General features: G+C 57.8%; 12 protein-coding genes and 3 pseudogenes. 4 read left to right on the top strand and 11 right to left on the bottom strand.

Annotation, left to right across the window (positions count from 1 at the left end):
• Positions 1 to 181: 181 nt before the first annotated feature.
• The 5 genes and pseudogenes from C484_RS01370 to C484_RS01350 all read right to left on the bottom strand — a co-directional run.
• A pseudogene (locus C484_RS01370) lies at positions 182 to 601 on the bottom strand (IS6 family transposase); the annotation flags it as partial.
• A 245-nt stretch (positions 602 to 846) separates the two neighbouring features.
• Positions 847 to 2,022, bottom strand: a complete 1,176-nt coding sequence (locus C484_RS01365; protein ID WP_006824185.1) for a mandelate racemase family protein — start codon at positions 2,020 to 2,022, stop codon at positions 847 to 849.
• 1,101 nt (positions 2,023 to 3,123) lie between these two features.
• Positions 3,124 to 3,795, bottom strand: coding sequence for a fumarylacetoacetate hydrolase family protein (locus tag C484_RS01360; RefSeq protein WP_006824184.1), 672 nt, complete (start codon positions 3,793 to 3,795; stop codon positions 3,124 to 3,126).
• Positions 3,796 to 3,969: 174 nt separating this feature from the next.
• On the bottom strand, positions 3,970 to 4,152 hold the full coding sequence (locus C484_RS01355; protein WP_006824183.1) for a hypothetical protein: 183 nt from the start codon (positions 4,150 to 4,152) through the stop codon (positions 3,970 to 3,972).
• Between the two features lie 448 nt (positions 4,153 to 4,600).
• A pseudogene (locus tag C484_RS01350) lies at positions 4,601 to 4,780 on the bottom strand (F420-dependent oxidoreductase); the annotation flags it as partial.
• Between the two features lie 883 nt (positions 4,781 to 5,663).
• Between C484_RS01350 and C484_RS24110 the strand changes: the two are divergent.
• Positions 5,664 to 5,900 (top strand): annotated as a pseudogene (locus C484_RS24110) (IS6 family transposase); the annotation flags it as partial.
• A 569-nt stretch (positions 5,901 to 6,469) separates the two neighbouring features.
• On the opposite strand, the gene C484_RS01345 reads toward C484_RS24110, so the two are convergent.
• The 6 genes from C484_RS01345 to arsD form a co-directional block, all read right to left on the bottom strand.
• A complete protein-coding gene (locus tag C484_RS01345; RefSeq protein ID WP_006824181.1) occupies positions 6,470 to 6,892 on the bottom strand; it encodes a CoA-binding protein in 423 nt (140 codons plus the stop codon).
• A gap of 371 nt (positions 6,893 to 7,263) precedes the next feature.
• The gene (locus C484_RS01340) at positions 7,264 to 7,632 is read right to left on the bottom strand and encodes a cupin domain-containing protein (RefSeq protein WP_006824180.1); all 369 of its coding nucleotides are present in this window, start codon (positions 7,630 to 7,632) and stop codon (positions 7,264 to 7,266) included.
• A gap of 191 nt (positions 7,633 to 7,823) precedes the next feature.
• Positions 7,824 to 8,006 carry a halo-CC-star protein HcsS gene (gene hcsS / locus C484_RS01335; protein WP_006824179.1) on the bottom strand — a complete coding sequence of 61 codons (183 nt, stop codon included), beginning with the start codon at positions 8,004 to 8,006 and terminating at the stop codon, positions 7,824 to 7,826.
• Positions 7,997 to 8,365, bottom strand: a complete 369-nt coding sequence (gene hcsL, locus C484_RS01330) for a halo-CC-star protein HcsL (protein WP_006824178.1) — start codon at positions 8,363 to 8,365, stop codon at positions 7,997 to 7,999. Before hcsL ends, hcsS begins: the two co-directional genes overlap by 10 nt.
• A complete protein-coding gene (arsA, locus tag C484_RS01325; protein WP_006824177.1) occupies positions 8,362 to 10,287 on the bottom strand; it encodes an arsenical pump-driving ATPase in 1,926 nt (641 codons plus the stop codon). The genes hcsL and arsA overlap by 4 nt, the downstream gene beginning before the upstream one ends.
• Before the next feature lie 3 nt (positions 10,288 to 10,290).
• Positions 10,291 to 10,620 (bottom strand): arsenite efflux transporter metallochaperone ArsD, encoded by a 330-nt coding sequence (arsD, locus tag C484_RS01320; RefSeq protein WP_006824176.1) that lies wholly within the window; start codon positions 10,618 to 10,620, stop codon positions 10,291 to 10,293.
• Positions 10,621 to 10,874: 254 nt separating this feature from the next.
• Between arsD and C484_RS01315 the strand changes: the two genes are divergently transcribed.
• The 3 genes from C484_RS01315 to C484_RS01305 are packed head-to-tail and all read left to right on the top strand — an operon-like array spanning position 10,875 to position 12,889.
• On the top strand, positions 10,875 to 11,276 hold the full coding sequence (locus C484_RS01315) for an ArsR/SmtB family transcription factor (RefSeq protein WP_006824175.1): 402 nt from the start codon (positions 10,875 to 10,877) through the stop codon (positions 11,274 to 11,276).
• Positions 11,269 to 12,429 carry an ACR3 family arsenite efflux transporter gene (arsB, locus tag C484_RS01310; protein WP_006824174.1) on the top strand — a complete coding sequence of 387 codons (1,161 nt, stop codon included), beginning with the start codon at positions 11,269 to 11,271 and terminating at the stop codon, positions 12,427 to 12,429. Before C484_RS01315 ends, arsB begins: the two co-directional genes overlap by 8 nt.
• Positions 12,430 to 12,442: 13 nt before the next feature.
• Positions 12,443 to 12,889: a low molecular weight phosphatase family protein gene (locus C484_RS01305; RefSeq protein WP_006824173.1), complete on the top strand. Its 447-nt coding sequence runs from the start codon at positions 12,443 to 12,445 to the stop codon at positions 12,887 to 12,889.
• The last annotated feature ends 49 nt before the right edge of the window (positions 12,890 to 12,938 follow it).

The raw sequence follows: 12,938 nt of genomic DNA, 5'->3' as shown, positions 1-12,938 counted from the left end.
ACCAGCATCCAGCACATAAAACCATATGAATATAAACTCACATAATAACTAGTATTGGTTACGAATGGCCGGTGAATTTTTGATTAGAACACAGAGTTAACTGTGTATGGGTAACACAGCTGATTTATTACACGTCCCTTCTAGGCCCGGCACTGTCTAGTTTAGCATCTCCGCGTTTCATCTATCTGTTTCGTGACTGGTTTGTCCATTCTCTGTTAGGGTAGTGTGCGAACTGGGCAAGCAGACCGCTGACGGTCGCCCGACTGCCAACCTACGAGTTCTGGAAACGATAAACGCGTGTTTTGAGCCTGTGAAACCACTTTTCGATGCGGTATCGGTCGGCGTCGTCGAACTGACCGCTCCTACTCGAGAGGGCAGTCAACGAGCCGTCGCCATCGACGAGAAACATCGTGCCGCTAAGATCGCGTTTCTCGGTCAATCGGTGCAGAAATGCAGCGGCTGGATCAGCGCCTCGACGACCACAGACTGCGACATCACGGATTCGCTTTGATTCCATGTCTGTTGCAGTATACACCCAAGACTACTCGTCATTAATCCAGACAGTGATCTTATCAATAGCGACCCGCGACGGCTTCGCCGTCCGCTCACGTTCCCACGGTTCAGCAGATTACGCCGCGTCACACTCGTTGAGTAGGTCTGCGAGCAGCATAGCCAAACTAGCGCTCCGATCTGCGCGCCTCTCAAACTGGCCTCCTCTTGCTGCAGATCGGTGCCACTGCACAGCGGAGTCCCTCAACGCGCTCCCGTCCTCGTCGTCCACGCCGAGGAGCCCCTCCCCGGCGATCCCGCGGTCCCGATGATGCCTGCAGTGTCCGTCAACGAGGTTTACTCATAGACGTGGACCGAGCCCGTCCCGTTCTCCTCGATGTAGTCCCAGTCGTAATCGACGCCGAGACCCGGCCCGTCGGGCACGGTGACGTGGCCCCGGTCGTCGACCGTGTCGATCATATCCGAGTAGCCGCCCTCGTAAACTGGCGGCTGCGTGTTTTGACAGCGGGGATGGAGCAGCGCGAGTTCGTAGTAGTTCGTGTTGCGCGTCGCGGCGATACAGTGGCGCTGGGCCGGCCCCGGCGCGTGGAACTCGATGTCGAGGCCGAAGGACTCGGCCATGTGAACGATTTTCATCGCTCCGGTGATCCCGCCGTCGTACTCCGGATCCGCGCGGACGAAATCGGTCCCGTCGCCGACGACGAAGTCGGCGTGGGATTCGAGGCCGCGGATGTGCTCGGTCTGCAAGATTGGAGTATCGAGTCGATCGCGGAGCCGACGGTGTCCCTGCTGGGAGATGCCGCCGTCACGATAGGGGTCTTCGTACCAGAAGAACTCGTACTCGTCGAGCGCGCGCCCGACTTTGAGCGCGTCGCCGAACGTTTCGTACTCGCAGGCCGGATCGAACATGAGGTCCATGTCGTTGCCGACGCGCTCGCCGACGGCTGCGATCGCATCGAGTTCGCGGTCGATCTCCCGGCTAGCGTCGCTGCCGCCCCATCCGTGGATTTTGTAGCCCGGGAAGCCGCGTTCGAGACACGCCTCTGCGAAGTCGGCGAAGGCCTCTGGCGAGTCCAGTCCGCCGTTTTCGTCGCCGTGGTACGTCGAGGCGTAGGCTGGAATCGACTCGCGGTAGGTTCCGAGCAGTTCGTGAATCGGCGCGTCGTAGTACTTTCCCGCGAAATCCCAGAGGGCGATGTCGATCGGGCCGATTCCCATTCGGTCGTACTTCCGGAGCGCCCGCTTGATCTCGCTCCAGTGTTTCTCCCGCTTGAGCGGGTTTCGTCCGACGAGGTAATCGGCGAACATGTTGATCTGGGCCGCACCGGGCGAGTTCCCGCCCACGTACTCGCCGGTGATGCCGACGTCTGTATGGATCGTGATTCCGAACAGTTTGCGCCACGTCGTCTCACCGGGATCGTAGACGAGGTTGAAGCCGTTTTGGTCGGTTCCGACGTCCTCGAGCGGATACTCGAACTCCCGGCTCTCGATTTTCGTTATCGTCGGTGCCATACGACGGTGTCTGATGACCAGCACTATAAATTTCCCTGAACGAGCACCGATCGCGCGAACTCGGGCGTTATACAGTGGAACTCTCCTGGATGCGCTTTCCCAGTCGGGCGAACGGCCGAATTGCGTCTGTCGTCGGATAGCGTGACACTCCCATTCTCGATGCTCCATCAGGCGATATCCTACTCGAGAGCGACTATCAGCGTCCGACTGTGAAATTTCGAATACACGTCATCGTCGAGTTCTCTAATACTGAACAACGGACACCGTGTGCCGGATAGCGGTTCGAGGGGAGCGACTCCCGTTCGGCCACTACCGTCGAGATTTCCCCATTATTTACGGTTGTATGTCTGTAATTCGAGATCGATCGATCCCGGCTTCCCGACGGTCGTTGACCCACGTTCCGTCGCGACAGTGTCGAACCAGCGGAACATGTTTGGGGTGGTGTTCAGTATTGGTGACGGCGATTGTGAACTCGCAATCCGCGGTAACTGTCACGCTCGCAACCGACGCATATCGGGTTGATCCCGTAAAGAACCCCGCTGTTCTACAGACAATCGACATTCTCGATCGTATTGTCTACCGTATCCTGCCTACGATGAGGGTGTCTTTGTTCCGGTATTACCGGAAACTGAATCGCTCACCAGTCGAAATTCCACCGGCGTGCAACGTGCCCCATGCTCCGCCATGCTGGGATCCAAGAGAGTATACTGTCGATTGCGGGTCGCAGAGATCGATTTTGGCCCGTTCGAGCGAGCGTTCTCGTTCAGTGTAATCGAAACGGCTTCCGATAGGAGCGAACTCGGAGGAACGGTCGCCCTCGAAAGAAGAGTTCGAGTGGCGTCACCGTTCGTCTGTGTTCGCTGTCGAACTGTAATCGAAATCGCCACCCAACTGCGTGATCCACGTTCTCGCGTAGATCACGTATTGACGAGGGAGTATAGAGTTCCGACTGAAACTGTTCACACGCTACTCGTACAGCCGTCGTGCGATCGGGTGTCATCGCCTTTCAGACGGTCCCCTGTATCGATTTCCGGCGCACTCGCAGACGGTCGCGGGTGCGCCGGCACTGACTGACAGCAGTCCGTCTCGGTGGCGACTATACTACTCGCGTTCGGCGACGACGGGATTCGCCAGGGTTCCGATTCCATCGATCTCGACTTCGACCGTATCACCCGGCTCGAGCAGTTCAGGCGGGTCCCGGAAAATGCCGACACCGCCGGGTGTCCCGGTCGAGATCACGTCTCCCGGGCGAAGCGTCGTGATACCGCTAATGTACTCGACGAGTTCATCGATGTCGAAGATGAACTCCTGCGTGTTCGAAGACTGCATCGTCTCCCTGTTGACGCGACAGGCGATGTCCAACTGTGACGGATCGAGTCGAGCGTCGGGCCCCATCGGGGCGAACGTATCATAGCTCTTTCCGCGGAAGAACTGTTCGTCCGCGAACTGGGCGTCGCGACCGCTAACGTCATTTATCGCCGTGTAGCCGGCGATGTAGTCCGAAGCGTCGTCCGCGGAAACGTCTTTGGCGGTCCGCCCGATGACGACGCCGAGTTCGACCTCGTAGTCGACCTCGTCGAGTGCCGAGGGATAGACGATTGGATCGCCGGGATTCGTCACGGCCGTTCCGACTTTCCCGAACAGGAGCGGACGGTCGGGAACCGCCTCGTTCTGTTCTTCGGCGTGATCGTGATAGTTCAATCCGACGCATACGATCTTGCCCGGCCGTGGGACGGGAGCAAGCAGGTTCGCCTCGGCCGCCGGAAACGCCAACTCGTCGGCTTATCGACGCAGGTAGCCACTTCGGAACCCCCCGCTCCGTTGCGTTCGCGGAGCACCTCCACGATTTCCAACGAGATCTTCGTCGCCTTGACCGGAACCGTGCTCGATATATGCGAACTGTTCGCACTAGTCAAGAAAAAGCTTCCGGTAGTATCGGACACCCTCTCACCAGCGACGCCCGTCTGGAAGGAGTTCGTCGTCACCCGTCCGTTCGACCGATTTGGCCGAGTAGTACTGGGTCCGCGCATCGCGAACCGACGGTTGTTCCTCGATCAAGTCCGCGTGCTCGAGTTTCCCGAGCGCGTATCGGACAGTTCGTTTCGGGAGCAGCGTTCGCTCGGCGATCACCGTTTCGCTTGCCGGGCCGTGCTAGATTCTGCTCGGAAAGGACGGCAGCGTCCCGATCACGCCGCCGTATTTCAGATACTTGCGCCTGTCTACGAGCGGTATCGAACCATCTTGGTCGATTGTCGTCTCTGTCCGTTCGTCGGTCGGGTTGTGCGAATCGTTTCCAGTCGTGGAATGATAGTTTCGCCACTAATCGGTCTGTTAGCGGTACTGGCGGCGACTTTCGCTCACCTACGTTCTCGTCACCGCAACCCCATTCCGAGCCGAGGTAAATAACGAACTCCCGCTCATAATATGTGTGATCATCACAATCATGTTCGACCGGTCGTAGCGAACTCAGGGGGCAGTCACCATCCGCCGATCCGACGATTGTGACTGCGACGAAACCGGCAGGGAAGCGAACCCAGGGGGGCAGCGAGCGACCGCCGTGTCGCGTGACGGGCGCGGCTCACCTGAACTCGGACATCACGTCGTCCGCGAACAGTTCCATTCCGGTCGTCTCCGGGAAGTCGATGAACCAGCACTGGAACTTCGTGACGCCCGCTTCGATCCGTCGTTCGATCGCGTCGGCACACTCCTCGGGCGAGCCCATGATGAAGTACTCGCGGGCGTCCGCTTCAGTCTCTACTGCGACGATCGTGAACCACTGTGAGCCACATTTCGGCACGCAACCGGGCAAAAATTCCTGCCGAAGAAGCGACTTACACCGATTTATCCGATAATACCGGACCAAGGTCAGCGAAAGAGCAGCCTGGTATCCACTGAAGGCCCTCGACCCGAATTAATCGAATGGGCTGCACTGAAAGACAGGGGCCACGTTAACTGTGATCGCACAACCGTCCTGCGACGGCCGAGATCTTGCGATCCGAATCTGCTCTACAGCGAGTTCAGAATCGATTACGACCTATTCCGATCCAGTGAACTCTCGAGACAACCACTATCGCCACTATCGAGCAGTAGACGGAGCCTGACCGTGCACTCTATCAAGACAACCGCTTCTCTTCAGTATGGCACCACATCATTTACAGAAGTGCATTTGTAATCCACTAGGTAGACGGTTCGCCCTTCCTAAAGAGGCGGTACAAGTATTCAGCAGCGATATTCCGGAAGGAAGCTCAGAACCAGCGTTCAAGAGTGAAGAACCCCATTCCGGCAATATCGGACTAGGGTGATAGGAATGCGAACTCCATTACCTGTGTACAACGTGACTCGGTGCGCAGTTGAGGCGCAGTTTCCGGTGACGGAGGAGTGGTGGGGGACTGGCGTAGATATCCCCATGTCGACGAGAGCAAATCACGCGAGACGGCCCGGTGTATCGAATTCATCGAGATCGATATATCTCGGCACGAATCGCGGATTGTAACTCGCTAATAACTGGATACCGACACCTTGCCTAGCGATCTCTCTTGCTCAACATACACAATACAACCGCCTCGAGATGAACTCCGACTAGTGAGTACGGCACCGTCTATGTCGGCCAGTTTGAGAAGCGAGCAGGTGGGAGTGCTAGTTTGGTCAGGCCGTTCGCAGACCTGCTCAGTGAGTGTGACGCGGCGAAATCTGTCGAGTTGTGCAAGCGTGAGAGGACAGTAACCCCCGCCAAGGTATTCGTTATCCGGCTACACGCGACCGGTTGTCCGCTCCGAGCGATACATGCTCTTCTTCGCTTGGTTGGCATAAAACGCTCTCACCAAGCAATCTGGCACTCTATACATCGATTCACTGCTAGTGTTCCAGACCCGCCGACGCCCACGGGAACAGTGCTCTTGTGCGGCCATTTGGAGAATTTCGTTCTCCAATGTTCGGCGAGCTCGGATTCGCCTCGACAGCAGAACGCGGAGCGTTCTGCAGACGGCGATGCTACCGCGGGTGGCCATTGATGAATACCCTGTTAAGAGAACCGGCAACTAGTCTTGGATGTCTGCTGCAAGAGGTGTCGAGTCAACACGTATTCTTGACATCTACTCTTCGAACGGCGAAGCACTGATTCAGTTACCGCGTTCCCGCACCGATTCGACGGATCGCTCTGAAACTGTGTCGAGACGTAATTTCGCAACCTCAACGGACGGACCGCCGTTTTCATACGAGTTCAGTGGACAGCCGACCGACTGGTAGACGGTGGTTCCAGCAGTTCAGCAAGTCTTCTAATCAACAGCGACCGAATCACGCACTTGATGAACGAATACCTGCGGAGGGTATCTAGTCAGTGCCGACGAAATCTGTGAATGGAGATAGATCAACCACCGCTACCAACAGTGAACTCGACCACCGTAGATCAGGGGACTCGAAGGGAGTAAGACGGAGTGAGTCTCTCTGGTCAGTCCATAGGATGGCGAATAAGTCGGCCATGTTCGACCTTCATACAGTGATCTTGAACCACTTCTAACCCGGCTGCTTCTGCCGTTTGTGCAGCCTCATCGTGCCGTATCCCAAGTTGCATCCAGATCACCTTCACGTCGTCCCGAGCGAGCGCCTGTTCTACTATTTCCGGAACCTCCGCGCTTGGCCGGAAGATTTCGACAATATCGATAGGCTCCGTAACGTCGGCCAGCGAATCGTACGTCTGTTCACCGAATATCTCGTCCGCATTTGGATTGATAGGAGTGATTTCGTAGCCGTGACGCTGAAGATACGCTGGTACGATGTGTGCTGCCTTCTCGTACGACGTCGACGCTCCGACGACTGCAACCCGGTCGTACTCAAGGATTCGTCGGAGTTCGTCCGTCTCTTCGATTGGCATACCTGCACTACTGGAGTCGGAACAATCAGTCTATCGCCACAACTCGCCCCATACTATCCGTTTGACCGGATATAGGATACATAGCAACTGATTGGTGCTGTCTTTCGATCAGCTCTCGGTCTTCTTCGAGCCATGGGGAGCACAACGAGCGCCCGAGCGTATCGTGATCGCCATCGACTGTAGGTCCTATAGCAGCCACTGCAAGTCACTGCACATCCGATCGCACAACTCTCGTGTGATCGGTGCGGAAATCGTTTCAGTTGTTACTATCGCTGTTCTGTCGCGAGTTCAAACGGGATGCCGCCGGGTTCGCGTTCGGACAGCGAGGGAAGGAGTGAGCAGTAGATCTGAACGCGGTCTGATTGTACGAATCAAATATCGTCGGGTTTGGTGATTTCGTGTGTGCCAGATGGGCCCTGATCCTCGGTTGGGCGAGCGGGTGCGATCAAACACAACGTCTTCGATGGTTCGTCCCCGACCACCTCGAATTTGTGCTCGGTGTCTGGCGGCGTAACGATCGTGTCACCGGGCGTGGCATGGAACCCCTCGTCACCAACTTCCCAGTACATTTCTCCTGTCCGCATGAAGATGATGTGGGTTTCATCGTGCGTGTGGAGTTCACTGGCCTTGTCCGACTCGTGAGTCCGTGCGTCGATCTCACAATCTTCGAGGATGGTGTGTTCGCCTGCTGCCTCTCTTTCGATGAACGGGTGGTACGCTGTTGTGTTGGAATCAGCCATTGTGATGTCCCCGGTTCGTAAACCCAGTACAGCACTCGTGCTGTGGAGCATTAGTTCTTCTGTCGGGGGAGCAGACGGTGTCGAGTTTTGAAGTCGCCACGACGCTGTCCGGCGAGCCGCACCGGTCTTTTTCTCTCCATTTCGGAGCAGAAAATTAGATGATCGCCGGCTACTCGGTCACGGGATGACGGTCAACAGCAGTCACCCGCCCCGCAGGCGTCGCCGTACTGGATCCCGATCTCCTGACTGATCGTTTCGTTGCACTGTCTCAGCACCGTTTCAAATTCCGCCGAGGTCGACTGCGTGTCGGCGAGTTCTTCTCCGAGTGCTTCGGCGGCAGCCAGCACGGCTTCGTCGGTTTCGCTCAACAGCACTCACCTCCGATTGACTGGGCGAACTCCCGATCGATCTGTTCGCTGATCACGTCGTTGGTCTCCTGGAGGAGTTCTACAACCTCCTCCTGGGCGGCTTGGTGTCGCTGAATGGTCTCGTTGGTCGACATCTCTGACTTGAGGTCTCGAAGCTCGCTCATAAGCGATTGGTCAAAGCCGCCGCGTTGCATTCGTTTCTGTTTCTGTTGGAATTCCTGGAGCAGCGCCATTGCCTTCGTGTCGTTCTCGAGCGCCTCGCTGGCCTCGGTGAACTCCTGATAGGTCGAAGACTCTTTGAGTGTCTCCACGAACGCCTGGAGTTTCGCCTCGACAGCTGCGTCCGCAGATTGAATTTCGCTCATGAAACCGTCACCCCCTTCTGTTCCTTCAATACTCCCGAGAGCCCAGTGAGATCGTCGCCGAACGCGTGGAGTTCCGCCAGTCCGACCGGCTCATCCTGACGCAGCGGTGCCAGCATCATCGGCGCGTCGAACCGGTCATTGATCTCCTCGAGGTACTGCTGCTGTTGGGCGCGGCGGTTCGCGAAGAAGTCGTTGTCTCCGTACTCCTCCGGCAGCAAATAGTTCGCGACGACCAGTGAGGTTTCGATACCGACCTGCTCTTTGAGGTCCTCGGCGGCCCGATGGGCCTCCATCATCGGTGTGTACTCGGGATACATGACGAAGGCAAACGAACTCTTCTCGGGGTTTTGCATCGTCTCGATGACTTCCTCGTACTGGTCGCCGTTCTCCGGCGCTGCGCCTTTCGTCAGCGAACCCAGGTCCATGAATCCCTTCCAGTCGGAGGGGAGCTCTAATAGCCGGAGCGTGTGGCCGGTCGGGGCGGTGTCGAAGACGACCACATCGTAGCCGTCCTCCTCGAAGTAGCTGACGAACTTCTCGAGGGCCGCCATCTCCTCGGCACACGGCGACTCCAACTCCTCCTCTACGTTGGAGATGGCCGCCTCGACGTCGATCTCGGTATCGTCTTTGTCCTCGTACATCTCGGTGACGTGATCGAGGACCTGCGTGCGGTACTCCTCGAGGGCCTGAGCTTGATCGATTCGAGCCGCGTCGAGGTTCGCCTGGCTCACTGAGGTAGGTTCGTGGCCGACCGTCTCACCGAAAATGTCCGTCAGGTGGGCGGCCGGGTCGGTAGTCACGATCAGCGTCTCGTAGCCGCTTTCGGCGAGTTTCGTGGCGGTCGTCGCAGCAACCGTGCTCTTGCCGACGCCGCCTTTCCCGGTGAAGAATAGATACCGGGTGCCGTCGACCGGCTGTAGCTGTTCGGCGACGGCGTCGGAATCGGCCAGCGAGTCGAAGTCGATAGCGCTTCCCGCGTCAGTCTCGCTCGTCGAGCCGACGTTGACGGTCGCTTCCGCTCCGTCGTAGATGACGCCAGCGACGTCGGACAGCAGATCGATACCGGTGATTTCGCCGGGCTGGAGCGGATAGGTCGCAATCGCCTCCTCCGAAAACTCGCTCTCAACGCGGTCGATGACCGTCCGCTCGTCCTCGCGTTTCCCCTCGAAGAAGGGATCGTCACAGACCGTTTCCGGGAGGTAGCCATTGACGACGAGTAACTGTGACTCGATGCCGAGTTCACCGAGATCGTCCGCGCTGCGTTCGATTTCGTCTATCGAACTGTCCTCGGGTTTCCCAACGAAGGCGAAGGAGGTCCGCTCAGCGTCCTGCAGCGTGTCGATGGCCCGCTCGTACTGGGCCTTTCTGTCCTCCATCGAGGCGGCAGGGCCGATACACGTCGATCCGCCCTTCTCGAGCTCGGCGTTCCAGTCGGATGGCAGCTCCATCAACCGGATCGTGTGGCCGGTCGGGGCGGTGTCGAAGACGACCGCGTCGTACGCCGGGCTGTCCATGAAGTCGACGAAATTGTCGAACGCAGCAATCTCCTCGACGCAGGGACTGTTGAGTTGCTCTTCGACCGTTTCGAGCTGTTCGTCATCGAGCAGTTCACGCATCGGCTCGATCGTCTCCTGTCGGTACTCTTCGGCCGCCGTGTCGGGATCGATTTCGATGGCCGACAGACGCTCGATATCGTCGATTTCGGTCACATCGTGGCCGATTTGCTGGCCGAAGATATCAGAGAGGTTCGGCGCAGGATCGGTCGTTACCAGCAGCGTCTCGTAGCCGTTGTCTGCCAGCCACGTCGCAGTGGCACAGCTGACCGTGCTCTTGCCGACGCCGCCTTTCCCGCTAAAGAAGACGAACTCGGTGTCTTCACCACTCGGCTCGACGAGTTCTCGAGGTGCGGTTCGTTCACCCATCGATCAGGCCTCCTGCGACTGGTTCCGGTTGCGGGTCAGTTCGGCTGTGAGCTCGTCGTAAGAGGGGTACTCCGATTTGGCGACTATTTCGCCGTCGAGGACCGTGATCGGGAGAATCGACGGGCCGTGTTCCTGCACCAGATCGTAGATACGCTGGGTCTCGAGAAACTGGTCGATATCGTGTTGCATGTTTGCTCTCGTCACTTCGACATCGAACTCGTCTTCGAGCTGGTCGAGCGCGGCGCTGACCGCGACGAGTTCATCGTCGGGGTCGGGACCGCAGATACCGGTTGCACAACACATCGCCTCTTCGTATAGTGTAAGTTCGTTCATTTGTGGTGAACTCGTCCAGGCTGGGAGTCAGCCGTCGCACGATGATCGCGTTCAACTCACTTGATTCGCAATTCAATTGAATTGCTACTCAGGCATATCCATAAATCCTTTGGTCGGATCCCAAAACGATCACCGTGTTGTATGAGCTCTAAGCCGGTCGTATGTTGGTGTGGGGTGAATACAGTGTCTTCTCGACGCATTCTCTCGTGGATTATCCGGAAGAGTTAATTGAGAAGATGGTCAAGTCGTTTTCGATGGCACAATCGACGGAACGGCTTCGACGCTATCTCGATGACGAACTCGAAGAGTGTCGGAGCGAGGATATCGAGCGTCGACTCGACGAGTTAGGGACGCTCGAGGCGGGACTCGGGACGGCACAGGCCGAAGCCGAACTCGATGTCCTCTCGGCACTCGGTAACGAGACGCGCTACACGCTCGTGCGCGTACTGGTTGCGGCACAGGAGGAACTCTGCGTTTGCGAGTTGAACGCAGTCGTTGACGTGACCGAGAGCGGTCTCAGTCACGCCCTCTCGAAACTCGTCGATGCGGGTCTCGTCGACGGCCGGAAGGACGGGCGCTGGAAGAAGTACCGGGCAACCAATCGTGCGATAGCACTCGTCACGGTCCTCGAAGGGAGCGTGAACGGTGATGAGTAACGTCGAACACGAACACGGCCCGAACTGCGACTGTCCAGATTGTGGGGGCCCGCGGTCGATGGATTTCCTCGATAAGTATCTCACCGTCTGGATCTTCGCCGCGATGGCAATCGGTGTGGGATTGGGCTATGTCGCCCCGTCGGTCACCGAGCCGATTCAGAACCTCCACTTCGTGGAGATCGGGTTGGTACTGATGATGTATCCGCCGCTGGCGAAAGCCGATTATTCGCAGCTCCGGGCGGTGTTCAGTAACTGGCGAGTGCTCGGGCTCAGTCTCGTCCAGAACTGGCTCATCGGCCCAACTCTCATGTTCGGGCTCGCGGTGATCTTCTTCAGCGGGCTTGTCCCCGGTCTTCCGGCCCGCCCCGAGTTCTTCCTCGGACTCGTGTTTATCGGGATGGCCCGGTGTATCGCGATGGTGCTCGTTTGGAACGAACTCGCTGAGGGCTCGACCGAGTACGTGACTGGCCTGGTCGCGTTTAACAGCCTCTTCCAGATCATTACGTACGGGGTGTACGTCTGGTTCTTCGCGTTGTTCCTCCCGCCGCTGCTCGGCATGGACGCGCTTGTCACCGGGATTACGACCTTCGAGATCACGCCGTGGGACGTATTCAAAGCGATCGTCATCTTCCTCGGGATTCCGTTTGCCGGCGGCTTCCTTACCCGCTACGTCGCCACTCGAAAAAAGAGTGAGGAGTGGTACGATGAGGAGTTCATCCCGAAAATCGATCCCCTCACCCTCGTTGCATTGCTGTTTACCGTAATCGTCATGTTCGCCACGCAGGGGGAGAACATAGTCGCCTCGCCGGGTGACGTCTTGTTGATCGCCGTTCCGCTGACGATCTACTTCGTCGTGATGTTCCTCGTGAGCTTCGGGATGGGCCGCGGTATCGGCGCGGACTACTCGACGACGACCGCGATTGGATTCACGGCTGCCTCGAACAACTTCGAGTTAGCAATCGCGGTCGCAGTCGCCGTGTTCGGTGTCGGTTCTGGCGTCGCGTTCGCGACCGTCGTCGGTCCGCTCATCGAGGTCCCGGTCCTACTTGCGTTGGTCAATGTCTCCCTGTACTTCCAGCGGAAATTTGACTGGAGTGGATCTAATACCGGCAGTCTCGATGCATCAGCGCCCGATCCAGCAGCCAACGATTAACCATACGACAATCATGTCCACTAACAGCGCTTCAGACGACCCGATCCGTATCGCCTTCATGTGCGTCCAGAACGCCGGCCGCTCCCAGATGTCCACGGCCTTTGCAGAGCGCGAACGGGACCGCCGTGGTCTCTCCGACCGCGTCGAAATCCTCACCGGCGGGACCCATCCGGCCGACCACGTCCACGAGGGAGTAATCGAGGTAATGGACGAAGCGGGATTCGACCTCTCCGATCGAACGCCCCGTGAAATCACGATCGACGAACTGCAGTCCTGCGACTACGTCGCCACGATGGGCTGTTCGACACTCGACGTCGGCGACGTTGGCGAAGCCGTCGACGTCCGTGATTGGGCGCTTGCAGATCCCGATGGAAAGGATTTCGACCGAGTACGCGAGATCCGTGATGAAATCGAACAGCGAGTCATTGCACTGTTCGACGAGTTCAGTACGCCGTCCTGAGCAACAGCACTACCGCGCCTAGTACCCGGTTTTTGATGGGGTCGAACAA

Origin of the sequence: Natrialba taiwanensis DSM 12281 (assembly GCF_000337595.1) — an archaeon.
Lineage (GTDB): Archaea > Halobacteriota > Halobacteria > Halobacteriales > Natrialbaceae > Natrialba > Natrialba taiwanensis.
The sequence above is the reverse complement of the archived record's forward strand: the minus strand, read 5'-3'. Positions and strand labels throughout refer to the sequence as shown.

Bases quoted from the DNA above. Each gene is read 5' to 3' on its own strand.
- C484_RS01365 (WP_006824185.1), bottom strand. From the start codon at position 2,022: ATGGCACCGACGATAACGAAAATCGAGAGCCGGGAGTTCGAGTATCCG.
- C484_RS01345 (WP_006824181.1), bottom strand. From the start codon at position 6,892: ATGCCAATCGAAGAGACGGACGAACTCCGACGAATCCTTGAGTACGAC.
- C484_RS01340 (WP_006824180.1), bottom strand. From the start codon at position 7,632: ATGGCTGATTCCAACACAACAGCGTACCACCCGTTCATCGAAAGAGAG.
- hcsL (WP_006824178.1), bottom strand. From the start codon at position 8,365: ATGAGCGAAATTCAATCTGCGGACGCAGCTGTCGAGGCGAAACTCCAG.
- arsA (WP_006824177.1), bottom strand. From the start codon at position 10,287: ATGGGTGAACGAACCGCACCTCGAGAACTCGTCGAGCCGAGTGGTGAA.
- arsD (WP_006824176.1), bottom strand. From the start codon at position 10,620: ATGAACGAACTTACACTATACGAAGAGGCGATGTGTTGTGCAACCGGT.
- C484_RS01315 (WP_006824175.1), top strand. From the start codon at position 10,875: ATGGCACAATCGACGGAACGGCTTCGACGCTATCTCGATGACGAACTC.
- arsB (WP_006824174.1), top strand. From the start codon at position 11,269: ATGAGTAACGTCGAACACGAACACGGCCCGAACTGCGACTGTCCAGAT.
- C484_RS01305 (WP_006824173.1), top strand. From the start codon at position 12,443: ATGTCCACTAACAGCGCTTCAGACGACCCGATCCGTATCGCCTTCATG.